Annotated in this window: 19 protein-coding genes; 4 read left to right on the forward strand and 15 right to left on the reverse strand. The window is 53.7% G+C overall.

The window, feature by feature from the left end; all coding sequences use genetic code 11:
* Positions 1–70: 70 nt before the first annotated feature.
* The 8 genes from AC6I77_RS07125 to rluE all read right to left on the reverse strand — a co-directional run bounded on the left by AC6I77_RS07125 (position 71) and on the right by rluE (position 7,925).
* Positions 71–1,198 carry a ribosomal protein uL16 3-hydroxylase gene (locus AC6I77_RS07125; protein ID WP_008925944.1) on the reverse strand — a complete coding sequence of 376 codons (1,128 nt, stop codon included), beginning with the start codon at positions 1,196–1,198 and terminating at the stop codon, positions 71–73.
* Between the two features lie 57 nt (positions 1,199–1,255).
* Positions 1,256–2,716, reverse strand: coding sequence for a two-component system sensor histidine kinase PhoQ (gene phoQ, locus AC6I77_RS07130; RefSeq protein WP_003849837.1), 1,461 nt, complete (start codon positions 2,714–2,716; stop codon positions 1,256–1,258).
* Between the two features lie 2 nt (positions 2,717–2,718).
* Positions 2,719–3,387 (reverse strand): two-component system response regulator PhoP, encoded by a 669-nt coding sequence (gene phoP, locus AC6I77_RS07135; protein WP_003849836.1) that lies wholly within the window; start codon positions 3,385–3,387, stop codon positions 2,719–2,721.
* Positions 3,388–3,491: 104 nt separating this feature from the next.
* Positions 3,492–4,862, reverse strand: coding sequence for an adenylosuccinate lyase (gene purB, locus AC6I77_RS07140; protein ID WP_003849835.1), 1,371 nt, complete (start codon positions 4,860–4,862; stop codon positions 3,492–3,494).
* Between the two features lie 43 nt (positions 4,863–4,905).
* On the reverse strand, positions 4,906–5,547 hold the full coding sequence (hflD, locus tag AC6I77_RS07145) for a high frequency lysogenization protein HflD (protein WP_008925946.1): 642 nt from the start codon (positions 5,545–5,547) through the stop codon (positions 4,906–4,908).
* Positions 5,548–5,589: 42 nt separating this feature from the next.
* Positions 5,590–6,702 (reverse strand): tRNA 2-thiouridine(34) synthase MnmA, encoded by a 1,113-nt coding sequence (gene mnmA, locus AC6I77_RS07150; protein ID WP_003849832.1) that lies wholly within the window; start codon positions 6,700–6,702, stop codon positions 5,590–5,592.
* Positions 6,703–6,744: 42 nt separating this feature from the next.
* Positions 6,745–7,218: an NUDIX domain-containing protein gene (locus AC6I77_RS07155; protein ID WP_003849831.1), complete on the reverse strand. Its 474-nt coding sequence runs from the start codon at positions 7,216–7,218 to the stop codon at positions 6,745–6,747.
* A gap of 44 nt (positions 7,219–7,262) precedes the next feature.
* Positions 7,263–7,925 carry a 23S rRNA pseudouridine(2457) synthase RluE gene (rluE, locus tag AC6I77_RS07160; protein WP_219848843.1) on the reverse strand — a complete coding sequence of 221 codons (663 nt, stop codon included), beginning with the start codon at positions 7,923–7,925 and terminating at the stop codon, positions 7,263–7,265.
* 104 nt (positions 7,926–8,029) lie between these two features.
* Between rluE and icd the strand changes: the two genes are divergently transcribed.
* Entirely contained in the window at positions 8,030–9,280 is a 1,251-nt protein-coding gene (gene icd / locus AC6I77_RS07165; protein ID WP_008925947.1) for an NADP-dependent isocitrate dehydrogenase, read from the forward strand.
* Between the two features lie 720 nt (positions 9,281–10,000).
* Positions 10,001–11,011, forward strand: coding sequence for a glycosyltransferase family 9 protein (locus AC6I77_RS07170; protein ID WP_497816788.1), 1,011 nt, complete (start codon positions 10,001–10,003; stop codon positions 11,009–11,011).
* Here AC6I77_RS07170 and AC6I77_RS07175 read toward each other — a convergent pair.
* The 4 genes from AC6I77_RS07175 to AC6I77_RS07190 all read right to left on the reverse strand — a co-directional run bounded on the left by AC6I77_RS07175 (position 11,008) and on the right by AC6I77_RS07190 (position 13,314).
* Entirely contained in the window at positions 11,008–11,334 is a 327-nt protein-coding gene (locus tag AC6I77_RS07175; protein ID WP_283543298.1) for a DUF1493 family protein, read from the reverse strand. The two genes, AC6I77_RS07170 and AC6I77_RS07175, sit on opposite strands and share 4 nt — an antisense overlap.
* Positions 11,334–12,395: a glycosyltransferase family 9 protein gene (locus AC6I77_RS07180; protein ID WP_283543297.1), complete on the reverse strand. Its 1,062-nt coding sequence runs from the start codon at positions 12,393–12,395 to the stop codon at positions 11,334–11,336. Before AC6I77_RS07180 ends, AC6I77_RS07175 begins: the two co-directional genes overlap by 1 nt.
* 335 nt (positions 12,396–12,730) lie before the next feature.
* Positions 12,731–12,901: a hypothetical protein gene (locus AC6I77_RS07185; RefSeq protein ID WP_003851420.1), complete on the reverse strand. Its 171-nt coding sequence runs from the start codon at positions 12,899–12,901 to the stop codon at positions 12,731–12,733.
* A gap of 164 nt (positions 12,902–13,065) precedes the next feature.
* Positions 13,066–13,314 carry an ElaB/YgaM/YqjD family protein gene (locus AC6I77_RS07190; protein WP_003851418.1) on the reverse strand — a complete coding sequence of 83 codons (249 nt, stop codon included), beginning with the start codon at positions 13,312–13,314 and terminating at the stop codon, positions 13,066–13,068.
* 187 nt (positions 13,315–13,501) lie between these two features.
* On the opposite strand from AC6I77_RS07190, the gene AC6I77_RS07195 reads away from it, so the two are divergent.
* A complete protein-coding gene (locus AC6I77_RS07195) occupies positions 13,502–13,714 on the forward strand; it encodes a DUF2767 family protein (RefSeq protein ID WP_008925950.1) in 213 nt (70 codons plus the stop codon).
* A 15-nt stretch (positions 13,715–13,729) separates the two neighbouring features.
* On the opposite strand, the gene AC6I77_RS07200 is transcribed toward AC6I77_RS07195, so the two are convergent.
* The 3 genes from AC6I77_RS07200 to AC6I77_RS07210 all read right to left on the reverse strand — a co-directional run bounded on the left by AC6I77_RS07200 (position 13,730) and on the right by AC6I77_RS07210 (position 15,712).
* Positions 13,730–14,740, reverse strand: coding sequence for a Ppx/GppA phosphatase family protein (locus tag AC6I77_RS07200; RefSeq protein ID WP_497816789.1), 1,011 nt, complete (start codon positions 14,738–14,740; stop codon positions 13,730–13,732).
* 23 nt (positions 14,741–14,763) lie between these two features.
* Positions 14,764–15,321, reverse strand: coding sequence for a hypothetical protein (locus AC6I77_RS07205; RefSeq protein WP_003851412.1), 558 nt, complete (start codon positions 15,319–15,321; stop codon positions 14,764–14,766).
* 61 nt (positions 15,322–15,382) lie between these two features.
* Positions 15,383–15,712, reverse strand: a complete 330-nt coding sequence (locus tag AC6I77_RS07210) for a hypothetical protein (protein WP_033762441.1) — start codon at positions 15,710–15,712, stop codon at positions 15,383–15,385.
* 214 nt (positions 15,713–15,926) lie between these two features.
* Here AC6I77_RS07210 and AC6I77_RS07215 point away from each other — a divergent pair, with 214 nt between their 5' ends.
* Complete coding sequence (locus AC6I77_RS07215; protein WP_003851407.1) at positions 15,927–16,106, forward strand: hypothetical protein; 180 nt, start codon at positions 15,927–15,929, stop codon at positions 16,104–16,106.
* Positions 16,107–16,108: the final 2 nt, after the last annotated feature.

The following is a 16,108-nucleotide window of genomic DNA, read 5'->3' on the forward strand; positions in this document are numbered from 1 at the left end:
ATAAAAAGGCTCTCTGCCACAAGGGTCAGAGAGCCTGATTCAGCAGCAGCGCCCGATAGCGCTGTGTTGATTATTCGTCGTCGCCAAAGAACCAGTAACCGGCATTCACCAGACCGGCGATCTGCGCCAGTACGGCGGGATCATCCAGCGCATCACCCAGATCGTCGAGTGTGATGCGATAGTGATTCGCCAGCACTGCCATCACATCGGGGCGTGAACACTCAACCCGCTCGCCGTTGATATAAACCGCGTCGCCAAGGGTCAGAACACGCAGGCCACCTAACCGACTCAGGGTATCACCCTGTTGCAGCGCATCATAAATTTCGTCAGGCTGATAAGGCGGTTCCGGCGGCGCGACGTCGAGTTCGTGACGCGACTGCGAAATAAATTCGCCAAACCACTGCTCAAAATGCTCTGGCTGATTGACCACATCCAGCATCAGCTGACGAACGCCTTCAATCTCCTGCGGCAGGATCTGTGATGGACAGTCGCGAGAAGGCACATCCGGATCGCTAAAGCGCAGGCTGCCCAGCTCATTGGCCAGCGCGTAATCAGCGAAGCCGCTAATTAACTCCCGGCCGCTTGGAGCGCGGAAACCCACGGAGTAGTTCAGGGCGTTTTCCAGTGAGTAACCTTCGTGCGGGAATCCTGGCGGGATGTAGAGAATATCGCCCGGCTCCATTTCTTCATCAATGATGGCATCGAACGGTTCAACCTGCAGCAGATCCGGGTGCGGGCAGTGCTGCTTCATCGGCACTTTCTCACCAACGCGCCAGCGACGGCGACCGGTACCCTGAATGATAAATACATCATACTGATCGAAATGCGGGCCGACACCGCCGCCAGGCACGGCAAAAGATACCATCAGGTCATCGACGCGCCAGTCAGGCAGGAAACGGAAAGGGCGCATCAGCGCGGCAGAAGGCTCATGCCAGTGATTGACCGCCTGGACCAGCAGCGACCAGTTGTTCTCTCCCAGATGATCGTAGCTCTCGAACGGGCCGTGGCTGACCTGCCATTTGCCATCCTGATGACTGACGAGGCGGCTGTCCACCTCGTTTTCCATCGCCAGACCAGCAAGTTCATCCGGTGAAAGAGGATCGACAAAGTTTTTAAAACCACGCTTCAGCACTACCGGGCGTTTCTGCCAGTAGCGCTGAATAAAATCGGGCCAGTTAATATCGAGCTGATAGTCCATAAAAGGGTTCCGCTTAGGGCTGTAAATGCCAGCAAGTATAACAGCCCTGAGGGTTTTCTACTCGCGGCGATGTTCGACTTCCTGGCGCTGAAAGACTACTTCCATGCGTGTTCCGCCAAGTGCGCTGCTGGAGGCAATCACGTTGCCTTCATACTGCTCCAGAATGTCGCGCACCACCGCCAGACCCAGCCCCTGACCGGGACGCAGGGTATCGGCGCGCTGACCCCGGACGAAGACTAAATCACGCTTGCTTTCAGGAATGCCCGGACCATCATCGTCGATATAGAGATGCAGTGCATTTTCGCTCTGATAAGCGCTGACTTCGATAAACTCCAGGCAGTACTTGCAGGCGTTATCCAGCACGTTGCCCAGCACTTCCATAAAATCATTCTGGTCGCCCACAAAGGTCAGCTCCGGGGATATATCCAGCGAAATCGCCACACCCTTGCGCTGATAGACTTTATTCAGCGCCGAACAGAGGCTGTCGAGCAAACCGGACACGGAATGGATGTCGCGCTGCAAGGGGTTGTGGTCGGCCTGCATACTGGCGCGATGCAGATAATATCCGACCTGCTGCGAGATACGGCTGATCTGCTCCAGCATGACCGGCTCAGCCTGCTCTATTGTCAGCTCTTTGCCGTTTCGCAGCGACCGCAGGGTGCTCTGTAAGACGGCCAGCGGGGTTTTCAGGCTGTGGGTCAGATCCGAAAGCGTGGTGCGATAGCGGGTATAACGCTGCCGCTCATTCGTCAGTAACAGATTGAGGTTGCGCACCAGACTGCGCAGCTCCTGCGGTGGATTATCTGCCAGGTTCTCGCGCTGACTGGTCTCCAGTTCACGCACCTGCTGTGTCAGCGCGCCAATCGGTCGCAGACTCCAGTGCGCCGCCAGCCACAACAGCGGAATAATCAGTATCAGGTTGGCCGCCAGCACATAGCTGAACCATGACCAGACCACATCAGAATGCTGCAGCTCCTGCGGGATCGAATCGACGACCACGATGGTGAGCGCAGGGAGATTGGTGGTGGCATCGTAACGGTTAACGGCAACTGAGTGGGTAAAGGTGTCGTTGCTGTCCGTGTCCCAGTCGTTGAGCCGCTGCTTAGCATTCACGTTATTGCCCATCGCCACCATGCTGGTGCGGTTGCTGGTATCAATCTCGTAAAAGTCGGGCTTCAGCAGCCATTCACGACGGATTTTTTTGCGGATCTCAGGCACATCGCGTTGCTGCCACAGCAGCTTACCGTGCTCATCGTAAATGAACACCAGTGTCGGGAAATTGAGTGTCATCCGTTCCGGCTGGGCGATGGTGAGCGTGTTGTCATGCCATTGCGCCAGCGTAAAGAACAGATTGCTCTCGCCGCGCATGACGCGGTAGGTGTTTTTATCGAAACTCACCACATAGCCAATCACGGCGACCATGCCGTAAGAGAGCGAGAGGAAGAGAACTATTGCTGCAGACGCCAGCAGAAAGCGGGCGCGCAGCGAGATAGGGCGATAACGGTTAAACCAGGACATGGTCAGAGATCAAAGCGGTAACCCTGGCCACGGACAGTGGCGATGACGTCGGTTGGGTGCAACGCCAGAATTTTTTTGCGCAGACGCCCCATCAGAACATCGATGGTGTGGCTTTCACGCAGTTCAGCGTCAGGATAAAGCTGCAGCATCAGCGAGTCTTTACTGACCACTTTGCCCGCGTTACGGATCAGCGTCTCGACAATGGTGTATTCAAAGGCGGTAAGCTTCACCGGCTCTTCATTGACCGTGAGTTCACGGCGCGAGAGATCCACCTGAAACGGTGCCATATCGATGATCTGCGATGCATGCCCACTGTTACGGCGCATCAGCGCCTGCAGACGTGCCGCGACCTCTTCAATGTGAAACGGCTTGGTGACGTAGTCATCCGCTCCGGCTTCCAGCGCTTCCACTTTCGCCTGCCAGCCTTCGCGGGCGGTTAGCACCAGAATCGGCTGACGCACGGCATCACTGCGCCAGCGGCGAATCAGCGACATGCCATCTTCATCCGGCAGGCCGAGATCGACCAGTGCGATATCGGGCAGATGTTCGCGAAGAAAATAGTCGGCTTCTTTGGCGTCTTCGGCGGCATCGACCTGATGGCCCATGTCACGTAACTGGACGGCGAGATGATGGCGCAGCAGGGCATTGTCTTCAACAACCAGAACACGCATAGAAATTCCTTACACTCTGTTTGAGTCAACCTGCAGAAAGTATACGCGAAATGTATTAAACAAGATGTTAACGCAGACCGGACGGGGCCGGTCTGCGGCGGGTATTATTTCAGATCGTCAACCATCTGAATAGCGCGGCCAATATAGTTTGCTGGCGTCATCTGCTTAAGACGGACTTTTTCTTCTTCTGGCAACGCCAGACTGTCGATAAACGCCTGCATACCAGCAGCATCCACGCGTTTACCACGCGTCAGCTCTTTCAGCTTCTCATAAGGTTTTTCAATACCGTAACGGCGCATCACCGTCTGAATCGGTTCTGCCAGCACTTCCCAGTTGTGGTCCAGCTCATCCAGCAGGCGGTCACGGTTCACTTCCAGCTTCGAGATGCCTTTCAGGGTGGCCTGATAGGCGATCAGCGCATAACCGACGCCCACACCGAGGTTACGCAGCACGGTGGAGTCGGTCAGATCGCGCTGCCAGCGTGAAACCGGCAGCTTGCTGGCCAGATGCTGCATTACGGCATTCGCCAGACCCAGATTGCCTTCCGAGTTTTCGAAGTCGATAGGGTTCACTTTATGCGGCATGGTGGATGAACCAATCTCGCCCGCAATGGTTTTCTGTTTAAAATGGTTCAGTGCCACATAGCCCCAGATATCGCGATCGAAATCGATCAGGATGGTGTTAAAGCGGGCGATACAGTCGAACATCTCAGCGATATAGTCGTGCGGCTCAATCTGCGTGGTGTAGGGGTTCCACGTGATCCCCAGCGAGGTGACAAAGTTCTCGCTCAGTTCATGCCAGTCCACTTCCGGATAGGCGGCAATGTGGGCATTGTAGTTACCGACCGCGCCGTTGATTTTGCCCAGCACCTCGATCTGCTTCAGCTGACGTAACTGACGCTCCAGACGGTAAGCCACGTTAGCCATCTCTTTACCCATGGTCGACGGCGTGGCTGGCTGGCCGTGGGTGCGGGAGAGCAGCGGGATATCACGGTATTCGCTGGCAAGGCCTTTGACAGCGCTGATCAGCTGCTGCCAGTAGGGCAGGATGACGTCACGACGGGCGGTTTCCAGCATCAGCGCGTGCGACAGATTGTTAATATCTTCTGAAGTGCAGGCGAAGTGGATAAATTCAGAAACGGCGTGCAGGGCAGGCAGATCGGCGACTTTCTCTTTCAGGAAATACTCTACCGCTTTCACATCGTGGTTAGTGGTGCGCTCGATAGCTTTAATGCGTGCCGCATCATCTTCAGAAAAACCGGCGACAATCGCATCAAGGAAAGCGTTTGCGTCGGCATCAAATGCAGGAACTTCCTTGATCTCTGCGGTCCCGGCCAGTTTTTGTAACCAGCGAACTTCAACCTCAACGCGGAATTTCAGCAAACCGTATTCGCTGAAAATCGCACGCAGCGGGCTGACTTTATCGCCGTAACGACCATCGACAGGTGAAACGGCGGTCAGAGAGGATAATTCCATCAGTGCAACTCCTGAATCATTTAGCGTGTTTTGCCGCACCGACTTAGTAAGTCAGTGGCAGCCGGGATAAGAGGGTTTTTGCTTCACGCAGCAAACGCTGACGCGAGAACATCAGTTGCAGTCGGCCACCACCGACCTGCTGCCACAAGACAGCCGCACGGATACCGGCTAACAGCGTGGCGCGCACTTTACTCTGCACCTGCGTATTCTGCAGCACCGCAGGCGAACCGGTAACCTGAATACGTGGGCCAAGCGGGCTGATCACATCTACATAGATGGCCGCCATCGCGCTCAGTATGGTGTCGGACTCAAGTTCATAATGCGCCAGCTGGCGATCCAGCTGTGTAATGCGCTGTGCCAGTGTGGCCATGGCGGATTTACTGGCGCTAAGCTTGCGCTCCAGCACCATCATGCTCAGGGTATAACGCGTCAGTTCTGCGCCTGCGCCCTGGCGACTGCTGCTGTTCAGCACCGCCATCAGGGTTTCGAGCCCGAGGCGCAGGTTGGCTTCATTGTTACCAAACACCGCCAGCGTGGAGCCAGGATTAAGGTCCAGCACGCTGCGCAGCGACACGGTCAGTGCCTCTGGCTGGCAGTGACCCTGCTGAGCCAGCTGCTGCACCAGATGGGCAGACTGACAGATGCCCGCCAGCGCCAGCGTAATTTCCTGATAATTTTTCGCCACGGTTACTCCTGTTTACGCGTCATCAACGCGGGCTGTTCCCGCTTACTCCGCCACTAACGGCAGGCGCTGTTCGATAATACCGCCACCGAGGCAAACGTCACCAAGGTAAAACACCGCAGACTGACCCGGCGTGACCGCAGCGACGGGTTCATCGAAACGCACTTCAATGCGATCGTCGCCGTGTGGAATAATCTCACAGGGAATATCGGTCTGACGATAGCGGGTTTTCACGGTGCAGCGAAGCGGGGCGGTAATCGGCTGGCGATCAACCCAGTGCAACTGCTGTGCAATCAGGCCTACGGACATCAGACGCGGATGATCGCCGCCCTGGGCGACAATCAGGCGGTTACGTGCCACATCTTTGTCGACAACATACCAGGGATCATCTTTGCTCTCTTTCAGGCCGCCAATCCCCAGGCCTTTACGCTGTCCCAGAGTATGGTACATCAGCCCCTGATGTTCACCGACAATCTGGCCTTCCGTGGTTTCAATCTCGCCAGGCTGAGCGGGGAGATAGCGCGCCAGGAAGTCGCGGAATTTGCGTTCGCCGATAAAGCAGATGCCGGTAGAATCTTTCTTCTTCGCGGTGATCAGGTCCAGCTGTTCGGCAATGCGGCGTACTTCCGGTTTTTCCAGCTCGCCGACCGGGAACAGACTCTGGGCGATCTGCTGGTGGCTCAGCGTATAGAGGAAATAGCTCTGGTCTTTGTTGCCATCCAGACCGCGTAACAGCTGGCTCTGGCCGTCCACGTCATGGCGGCGCACGTAGTGACCTGTGGCGATGAAATCTGCGCCCAGGTCCTCTGCGGCGAACTCCAGGAACGCTTTGAATTTGATCTCTTTGTTGCAGAGAATATCGGGGTTAGGCGTGCGGCCCGCTTTGTACTCTTCGAGGAAATGCTCAAAGACGTTATCCCAGTATTCAGCCGCAAAGTTAACTTTGTGCAGCTTCATACCCAGCTTGTCGCAGACCGCTTGCGCATCCGCCAGATCGTCCGCGGCGGTACAATACTCCTCGCCATCGTCCTCCTCCCAGTTCTTCATGAACAGGCCTTCAACCTGGTAACCCTGCTGCTGCAGTAACCAGGCGGAAACGGAAGAATCGACGCCGCCGGACATACCGACGATCACTTTTTTCTGGCTGTTGTCAGACATGACACGCTCGCATTACGATAAAAAAACAGGCGGCGCATTCTATCATGCAGAAGGCAGGCGCGCACCCTCGTGAAACGGCCACTGGAACGGGCTGACCAGATGTAGCGGGTAGCGCGTGCCCTGTTGCCACAGCCGTACGCTTTCCGCAACCAGCGGCGAACGCAGGTTGGAGGCAGTGAGAATCTGCGCTGGCGGCAGCCACCAGCAACAATCGATGTCGCTGTCCTGCGGCTGGGTTGGTGCTTTCTCCGCCAGATCGACGCCAAATAAAAAACGCACAAAAGGCGTACTGTCGGGCGCGATCCACTGGTTTATTCCGATGAAATAGTGCATGGAAGCGGCGATGCCGGTCTCTTCATAGAGTTCACGTTCGGCAGCTTCCAGCAGCGTTTCATCCGCTTCGAGATGTCCGGCTGGCTGGTTCCAGGTGGCACGACCGTTAATCGTCTCTTCTACCACCAGCAGTTCACCTTCAGCCTGAACCAGACAGGCGACAGTAACATGAGGTTTAAACATCTCTTCTCCGCAATTGTTAACCTGAGGTTATAAAAGATAGAAGCTCAAGGTGCAATATTGCTGAGTTCGCGCCATGCACCGGGAGCCAGATCGTCGAGTGAATACTGTCCCATCGCGTAGCGAATTAACCGTAAGGTGGGGAAACCAATATGGGCTGTCATCCGGCGTACCTGACGATTACGGCCTTCATACAGTGTGACTTTCAGCCACTGCGTCGGGATATTTTTACGTTCGCGGATCGGCGGCTGACGTGGCCAAAGCCACTGAGGCTCAGGCACTTTCTCTATGCCAGCGGGCAGGGTCATGCCATCTTTAAGATTAACCCCATCCCGCAGCGGCTGCAGATCCGCCTCCTGTGGCTCGCCTTCTACCTGCACATAATAGACCTTGCCGGTCCGTTTACCGGGCTGCGTCAGCGCGGCCTGCAGCGCGCCGTCGTTGGTCAGCACCATCAAACCTTCACTGTCGCGATCGAGGCGGCCTGCGGCATAGACTTCTGCGACGCTGACAAAATCTTTCAGGGTGCGGCGACCTGCTTCATCGGTGAATTGTGGCAGCACGTCGAACGGTTTGTTAAACAAAATCACACGGCGCGGCATCGCAGGGCGAGCAGGGGGGCGTCGCGCATCACGCGTCGGGCGGCTGAATCGTTTATCCTGGTGAATTCGTTGAGTTGTTTTTCGCATGGGCTTTGCAGTCAGAGACAATCGGCGCATTATAACGTGAAATTGCGGTGATTGGCGTGGCCGAAATATTCAAGTAGTATTGACGCGCATCTTACAAATCATTAACAAACGCCCAGGAGAGGTTAATGGAAAGCAAAGTAGTTGTTCCGGCGGAAGGTCAGAAAATCACCCTGAATCAGGGCAAGCTTACCGTGCCAAACAATCCAGTCATTCCTTACATTGAGGGTGACGGTATCGGTGTTGATGTTTCCCCGGTCATGCTGAAAGTGGTCGACGCGGCGGTGAAGAAAGCCTACAACGGCGAGCGTAAAATCTCCTGGATGGAGATTTACACCGGTGAGAAGTCAGTTGAACTCTACGGCCAGGACGTCTGGCTGCCACAGGAAACGCTCGACTTAATCAAAGAATATCGCGTGGCCATCAAAGGCCCACTGACCACCCCGGTCGGCGGCGGTATTCGTTCACTGAACGTGGCACTGCGTCAGGAGCTTGACCTCTACGTCTGCCTGCGTCCTGTACGTTACTACAAAGGCACGCCAAGCCCGGTTAAACGCCCTGAAGAGACCGACATGGTGATCTTCCGTGAAAACTCCGAAGATATCTATGCGGGTATCGAGTGGAAAGCGGGCTCTGCCGAAGCGGACAAAGTGATCAAGTTCCTGCGCGAAGAGATGGGCGTGAAGAAAATTCGCTTCCCTGAGCAGTGCGGTATCGGCGTTAAGCCGTGTTCAGAAGCGGGTACCAAACGTCTGGTACGCGCGGCAGTAGAATACACCATCACCAACGATCGTGATTCACTGACCCTGGTTCACAAAGGCAACATCATGAAGTTCACCGAAGGCTCTTTCAAAGACTGGGGATACCAGTTAGTGAAAGAAGAGTTCGGCGGCGAACTGATCGACGGCGGCCCGTGGATGAAGTTTAAGAACCCGAACACCGGCAAAGAGATCATCGTTAAAGATGTGATTGCTGATGCGTTCCTGCAACAGATCCTGCTGCGTCCGGCAGAATATGATGTTATCGCCTGTATGAACCTGAACGGTGACTACATCTCTGACGCCCTGGCGGCGCAGGTTGGCGGTATCGGTATCGCCCCAGGCGCGAACATCGGTGACGAATGTGCACTGTTCGAAGCAACCCACGGTACAGCACCTAAGTATGCTGGTCAGGATAAAGTGAACCCAGGTTCAGTCATTCTGTCAGCGGAAATGATGCTGCGTCACATGGAGTGGTTCGAAGCGGCTGACCTGATTGTTAAAGGTGTTGAAGGCGCTATCGCTAACAAAACCGTGACTTACGATTTCGAACGCCTGATGGATGGCGCTAAACTGCTGAAATGTTCAGAGTTTGGTGACGCGATCATCGAAAATATGTAATGTCTGCCTGAGCCAGCATAGCGTTCAACGCTGTGCTGGTTTTTTTGTTTCTGCTTTCACCCCTCGCGCTTTCTTCCGCATCATTTTTAGTCATAACAGATTCAGCAGACGCACGCTTTAAAGACGCAGAAAACCCAACGACATTTATTGCTTTCGCACCGCATGCTGCAGGTGTCTTTTCAGGTAAGTGTGTGGATGAATCATTTATCGCTGCGTATCACGGTAATATTTCTATACGTACCTCTGCCTGATTACACGGTAAAAGAAACACCGCGATCGTCAATCTTCCCTCCAGCATCATCTGAATAATGATTAATGAAATAGCGTACTCAGAGAAAAGTTTTCAGAACGTTAAATAGTTAATGACGCTGAATATCTTTCGCCTGTTTTCTGCTCAGGTTTTGCCGGCGTTATAAGTGGGTAATTAATTCATAGTCATGAAGTCATGTCTGAAAAAATTCATTGCGTGTTTGTCGGCATTGAGTTTTGAAGTGTTATTTACTTTTTCAATCAACAGTCCGGCTAATGAATCAGTCAGAGAACGGGATTTTAAAATGGCCAATGTCTTTCCAGAATATCGTGACTATTGAACCAACCTCAATCTGCGCTGACTAATTTGCTGACTTGTGCCGTTACGTTAACGCGTTCAGAACGTTGAATGGGCAAGTCTTACTTTAATTCAGCCAGTACGGCGTAGCCTGTGCGCAGAGGATGTCAGATATGCGGGTTTTAATTATTTGTCGGGATAATATTGGCGACACGTTACTGACCACGCCGCTCATTAGTGCGCTGGCGCAATCTGGCCAGCATCAGGTCGATGTGCTGACCAACAATTACGCTGCGCCCGTGTTGCAGCATAATCCCGATATCCGGCAGCTCTTCTTTTACACCAAGCTGCATCACCGCGAGGCAGGGCAGAGCCGGCTGGCTTGTGTTTTACAGCGACTGAAGCTGATGCTGACCCTGAAAAAGCAACGTTATGACGCTGTGATTCTGGCAAAAAGCCGCTGGGATCAGCACGGTATGAAGTGGGTTAAAACGGTGCGGCCCACCAGAGTGATTGCTTTAGGTGAACAGTCGCATCCGCTAATTACCGATCTGTTGCCCCCGCCGGGCAAGTCTCCGTGTCATATCAGCGAAACCCTGTTCAGTCTGGGGCGGCCCTTCAGTCTCAGCGCCATAGCGCCGGGCAAACTGACGCTGTTGCCGGATACGGCAATTGCCGCCAGCCTGCGTGATACCTGTGCGATTGATTCCACTGTGCCGGTCTATGCCTTACAGATCAGCGCCCGTAAGCCGAGCCAGCAGTGGGAAGCCACCCGATTTGCCGAACTGGCTGAAAAGATTGCAACGCGGCATGCCTGTCAGATTATGCTGCTGTGGTCACCCGGCAGTCGCGATAATCCGCGTCATCCAGGTGATGACGAAAAAGCGCATGAAATTATGGCGCTCTGCCCGCACCTGCCGATCAAGGCGGTGTCAACCACCAGCCTGCCGCAGCTGATTGCAGCCATGTCGTTGTGTCAGGGGCTGGTGAGCAGTGATGGTGGGGCAATGCACATGGGTGCCGCGCTGGGATTACCGGTGGTGGCGCTGTTTGGCGCCAGCGATCCGGCGTGCTGGCATCCGTGGCAGGTTAACTATCAGGTTCTGCAACCAGCGTCACGTGAGGTCAACGCGCTGAGCAGTCGCGAAGTTTATGACGCCTTCGTCCAGACCATTATTCCCTAATCATTTTCAGGCCAGTGTCCCTGTCTGGCCGCTTCACACAGCATGGCAACGGTTAATGGACAATATGTGCCTGCGCTGAACCACCGGTCAGGCAGGAAGCGCCGCGGGGCAGAGGCCGGAAAATAGCGCGCTTCATTGTAGTGCTCTGCGCTGACGCCAAAAGTGCTAAAGAAATCGCTCATCAGAAGGGCAAACTCTACCTCATTCAGCGGTAATTGCTGCAGATGAAAATTTCTCCGATCCACTTTCCGGAACCAGCCCAGCGTGGTTGGCTGATTGTGATACTCAATCAGCGCAACAATGGCTTGAGAAAAATCGTTCATTAACCCACCAGCTTAGCCACGGCCTGCCCGACCTCTTCGACCCTGATATTTGCCATCGGATGCTGTGACGCCGTTTTATCCGGGCGATGAATGATAATGTGGCGATCGCTGTCCTGGCAGGGGCCGGTATAGCGAGGATTGGCGGTTGAGAACAGGCTAACCGTTGGCGTCTGCGCTGCAACGGCGATGTGCAGTGGACCGGTATCACCGGTGACCAGCAGGTCCAGTGTGCGAATCAGGTTAATCAACCCACTGAGATTAGTTTTCCCTGCCATGGATGTAACATTCTTACGGTAGTCCAGCGGCAGGCTTTCGATAAATTTCCGCTCCAGCGGTTGTTCAGCGGCGGTACCCGTAATGATAATCTCAGTGTCGGGCCAGCGTTCCAGCAGGGTCATTGCCAGCTGCTGGAAAGAGGCCAGCGGCCAGCGGCGAATATCTTTCGATGCGCCCAACTGAAAACCAATACGGCGATGGTTAGCTTTAGGGGGCAGGCTGCTATTCGTCTCGGGCAGATGCATCCGGGTCTGCTCTGTCTCTGCACCCAGGGCTTCAATCAGTTTCAGCTTACGCTTGATGGTATGATCGTCAAAATAGCCTGAATAGTGATCCAGATATTTATTTAACACCGGCGACTCGCTGCCATAATGGTCGCGCACAATGACCTTACTGCCCGTCAGTACTGAACTCATAATATCGTAGGGGAAATGGGCGTGTAATATGACTGAGAGGTCAGGTTTGTGGCGACGCAGTTTGAAAAACAGCGGCAGGAAATTCGCAATTTTGTTATCCCATATATAGATCCTGTCAAACCAATCATAACGGCTGACAAGGTCTTTATTTTTCTTGCTGGAGACCAGAACAAATTTGCTCTCAGGATAGTGCTTTTTCAGGCTACAGATAGCCGGGGTGTTCATCAGGAAATCCCCCAGCGCTGTCGTGGAGTAGATCACCACCGTATCGGGCGTCAGCGTCTTAAGGTCCTGAGGTTTTTTTCTGGTGGAAAATCGAGAATAAAGCGTTAAAAGTCGGTCTATCAGATAAATCTTTTTTTTCTTCACGTCAGAATTCTCTTGAACTTAATAATGTTATTAAAATGAAAATATTATGGAGTGTTAGAGATTGACGCTACAGATAAAGTTCATTAATACGGAATGTTTTTCTGAGCCGTTGAATTTTCGTTTGAACTTTGGCCGATTTTTTTACTTAAATAAAAATGCAATTTAATTATTTGTGATCAAATTGAAATTTTCTGGGAAGTTTTATTAATGAATTAGGCAGGTTTTAATTTCAGGCAGGACTACTAGCAGATTAATCATTAGCGAAGATATTTTATGTGACTGAGGAATAATACAACGCCATGAATGAACCCCGGCATAGGTGCCGGGGCTGGGAATTATGACTGAGGCTGCCCCACGGGTCCGGCGCCCAGCGTACCGCCCGGTGAAGACTGACCGCTTGGCGCATGAGGACGGCCATCCGCTTTAATCGCGTCGCTCCTCTGTGAGCAGCCTGCCAGAGAGGTAAACGTCGCTGCAACCAGCAGCAGAGCAGAAAGTGTTTTCATAAGGTCACCTTGATGTTGTCAGAAAGAGAACATAACTCAACGCTGAGTCTCCCGGCACGCTGACCTGAAAAGGCTTATCTTTCAGATATATCTCAGCTGGCGAGACGCGTCGGAGCAAAAAAAACGGAAGCGCGCGGCTTCCGTTCTGTTGGCGTTCAGCGGGTTTACTTGCGGCCCAGCAGGAAGCCGATAAATACGCCAACGCCTGCAGCAACGGCCAGACCGGCGACAGGATTAGACTGAACCTGATCGCGGATAGTTTCAGCAGCGTCGCGGGCAGCATAGGTTGCCTGGTTGGTGTAACGACGTGCTGCGCCTTTAGCCTGATGCTCAGATGAACCGGTTGCTGCACCCCATTGTTCCTGAACTGCGCCAGCGGCTTCTTTTACTTTATCTTCGATTTTTCCTGACATTTATTGCTCCTTGGTTATGAGTGAGACCCTCAAAGCGTAGCAAAGATAGTGAATTCTGCTCTTCCAGCGGGAGATTTAGGGCTAAGAAATCATTTCTGGCTGTTAATGGCGTGGTGTTTGCGGGCCAGCCATTTCCTGTCTGGCCTTTGAAAAGGCGGCACAGGAAGCCACAGCCGGAGGAGAAGCGATGAAACGTGATACACTGAATGATGATGACTATGAAGAAGTCTGCCGGGTGATTGGCGATGCGGTGATTGTGCTGATGGAGCGCGGTCATGACACCCGCCGTGGCGAAATCTATGACCTGCTAAAACGTACGCGCCAGCAGCGCGCCCATAGTGAACGGGATGAACAGCGGAGGCTGGATCATGCCATCCGGCTGGTCAAACCCGACGTATAGCGGGGGAGCGCCGCGCTACTGCAGCAGCACGCCCTGAATCAGGCTGGCCTCAACAAGGGTGACCTGATCTATTTTCAGCGCCTGCATAAACCCTTCCACCAGTAACAGATTGCTGACGTCGGTGGCGCGGTAGTCACCCGACAGTTCACTGTCGCCTTTCCAGACCTGTTGCTGCGAAAGCTGCTGTAATTCCGTCAGCGTATAGCGATGGGGTTTTCCCGGTAACTGATTGCGGATCGAAAAACCGTGTACGCCTCCAATGCCAATGACCCGACGACCCGCCACATCCTGTTTAATCTGCGGGCTGACCTCATTCGTCGCGTAAAACTGCACAAAGCGCAGCACCGACGGCCGCCAGGAGCCAATCGGGTTAGGAGATTTAGCCTCCGGGCTGTTTTTCAGCACCGTCAGAATAAAGTTCTTTAACGTTACCGAGGCCAGCTTACCCTGATAGATATCGGCTACCAGCTTGCCGGACTGCTGTCGCCAGGCTGTCATCTGCATCGACCCGCCGCCAATATCCCAGACCAGTAACTGCTCATCACGGATTGCCGGATCGTTAAGCGCGGCTTTAGCGGAAAGGAAACCGAGTTTCGCTTCCTGCTCTTGCGAGATGATGTTGATTTCCGCACCGGTCTGACGCTGCAACTGTTCAATGACTGCCTGACCGTTACTGGCGTTGCGGAACACCGCCGTGGCGACGCCGCTGATTCGCTGTGGATGAAAGCGCTTTGCGTGCGCAACAAGCTGCTGCAGTGCGGCTACGCCTTCCTGTGTTATCGCCGGATTGAGCTGGTTATCTGCTGAATGCGCTAATGCATCGTTCCAGGCCACGGCGCGCTGATCCTGATACAGCACTTTTTCAATGCGTAGCTGGCAGACGTTGACGCGTGCAACCGCAACTTTCGTGGTGCCAGAACCGATATCCAGGCCGGCGCGAATTTGCTGGCAACGATCGGCCTGGGCAGCGGCGGCAAAAAACAGCGAGCAGACGAGTGTAAAAGCAGACAGCGCAGCAGAACGCATAGCGACTCCGGAAGCAAAGGGGATCAGCGTGAACGAGCGGCAACGCAGGCCGGATAGACGCTCACCAGAAAATGACGAAGATGATCAAAACACCATTCGGCGTCATCCGCCTGAGGACAATAGAACTGAATAGTGATTTTTTCGTAATCGCGCTGACGCTGGCGCAGCGGTGACCAGCTCCAGTCGAGTACAGAACGGGCATAATTGACCAGGCTCTCTGCGGGCATCTGATGCTGCTTCTCCTGCCCGGCCAGATAACGGTAGAAGCTCGCCTCCAGCTGCAATGCCTCCTCGTGCCCGTGTTGCGGAAGATCGGGTCGAAAGGCCACATCGATAAAACCGCAGATAGCATCAGCCTGCTGCTGCCAGTCACAAGCCAGCGTCATAAACAGCCCTTCCTGCAGATTGATCTCTTCGACCAGCCGCCGAAGATTTACTGAGCGGTTCAGCACCGCGATCTCCTCAAGCCGACCGGTTTCCAGCGTCAAATCAAAACCACACGGATTCACTGAGCCATCTGCATTGCGGGTGGCGGGGAAGGGGAAGTCAATATAACCGTTGTTATCCAGACGCTTTTCCATCGGAGGGACCTGCTGCTTGACGTTTCCTGACAATAAACGATCTGGCAGCAGGATTCATCCCCTATGGACAGGTCCAGGTGATTTGGGTGTCCTGATAAGGATTAATCAGGCGGAACTGCTTATCTGACAAGCGTTGCGCATAGTAGCCTTCAGGCGTAATGGCGGAGGGAACATATTTAAATCGATCCAGCGACTGCAGCGGACCACTCTTCACGCTGACATTCTCACGGGTCACCGTGAAGCTGTTAACAAGGTCAAAAATCACGCCCTGAGTTTCCCCCATCGACTGACCATAAATTGTCGAGACCTCACCTGGGCACTCCACCCCTTTCGGGCCAGATGAACATCCAGTCATCATCGTGATGAGGATAAACATGCTTAGTCGCATCATGATTTTCTACCTGCTTCAATCCCTGGGCGTTTTATGACACCGCGTCTTTCCTGCGGCGCCACTAATGACTTAATCATAGCAGTTTCCACTACGCTTTCTGTTTGAGATTTGTTTAATCGTTAAGCAACAGGAATGTAAAAGGGTGACTTTGCTTATCAATAAACGTTATTCTTGGCTCCTTTGCGCACCACTTAGGCAAATCCAGGGATAAATGATGAAAGAAGAAGAAGCAAGTCTAATGATTATTCGCCATGCAGTTGACCAGCTTGAAGCCGATAAGAAGCAACAAGTGATCGCCTGCTCAGCGGATATTCGTGCAGCAATGCAGGCTTACGATAGCGAGAATGCGGGGCTGGCGCTGATGTTAGTGGCGGCCGAGGTGGCGGCTGAATAATC

The organism is Pantoea sp. X-Soil-ISGK-259 (assembly GCF_059730705.1).

Excerpts from the sequence above, each read along its gene's own strand:
- purB (WP_003849835.1), bottom strand. The coding sequence starts at position 4,862 with ATGGAATTATCCTCTCTGACCGCCGTTTCACCTGTCGATGGTCGTTAC.
- AC6I77_RS07175 (WP_283543298.1), bottom strand. The coding sequence starts at position 11,334 with ATGAACGATTTTTCTCAAGCCATTGTTGCGCTGATTGAGTATCACAAT.
- AC6I77_RS07200 (WP_497816789.1), bottom strand. The coding sequence starts at position 14,740 with ATGCGTTCTGCTGCGCTGTCTGCTTTTACACTCGTCTGCTCGCTGTTT.
- AC6I77_RS07190 (WP_003851418.1), bottom strand. The coding sequence starts at position 13,314 with ATGTCAGGAAAAATCGAAGATAAAGTAAAAGAAGCCGCTGGCGCAGTT.
- phoQ (WP_003849837.1), bottom strand. The coding sequence starts at position 2,716 with ATGTCCTGGTTTAACCGTTATCGCCCTATCTCGCTGCGCGCCCGCTTT.
- AC6I77_RS07205 (WP_003851412.1), bottom strand. The coding sequence starts at position 15,321 with ATGGAAAAGCGTCTGGATAACAACGGTTATATTGACTTCCCCTTCCCC.
- AC6I77_RS07170 (WP_497816788.1), top strand. The coding sequence starts at position 10,001 with ATGCGGGTTTTAATTATTTGTCGGGATAATATTGGCGACACGTTACTG.
- AC6I77_RS07125 (WP_008925944.1), bottom strand. The coding sequence starts at position 1,198 with ATGGACTATCAGCTCGATATTAACTGGCCCGATTTTATTCAGCGCTAC.
- AC6I77_RS07215 (WP_003851407.1), top strand. The coding sequence starts at position 15,927 with ATGAAAGAAGAAGAAGCAAGTCTAATGATTATTCGCCATGCAGTTGAC.
- icd (WP_008925947.1), top strand. The coding sequence starts at position 8,030 with ATGGAAAGCAAAGTAGTTGTTCCGGCGGAAGGTCAGAAAATCACCCTG.
- phoP (WP_003849836.1), bottom strand. The coding sequence starts at position 3,387 with ATGCGTGTTCTGGTTGTTGAAGACAATGCCCTGCTGCGCCATCATCTC.
- AC6I77_RS07155 (WP_003849831.1), bottom strand. The coding sequence starts at position 7,218 with ATGTTTAAACCTCATGTTACTGTCGCCTGTCTGGTTCAGGCTGAAGGT.
- AC6I77_RS07195 (WP_008925950.1), top strand. The coding sequence starts at position 13,502 with ATGAAACGTGATACACTGAATGATGATGACTATGAAGAAGTCTGCCGG.
- AC6I77_RS07185 (WP_003851420.1), bottom strand. The coding sequence starts at position 12,901 with ATGAAAACACTTTCTGCTCTGCTGCTGGTTGCAGCGACGTTTACCTCT.
- mnmA (WP_003849832.1), bottom strand. The coding sequence starts at position 6,702 with ATGTCTGACAACAGCCAGAAAAAAGTGATCGTCGGTATGTCCGGCGGC.
- AC6I77_RS07210 (WP_033762441.1), bottom strand. The coding sequence starts at position 15,712 with ATGATGCGACTAAGCATGTTTATCCTCATCACGATGATGACTGGATGT.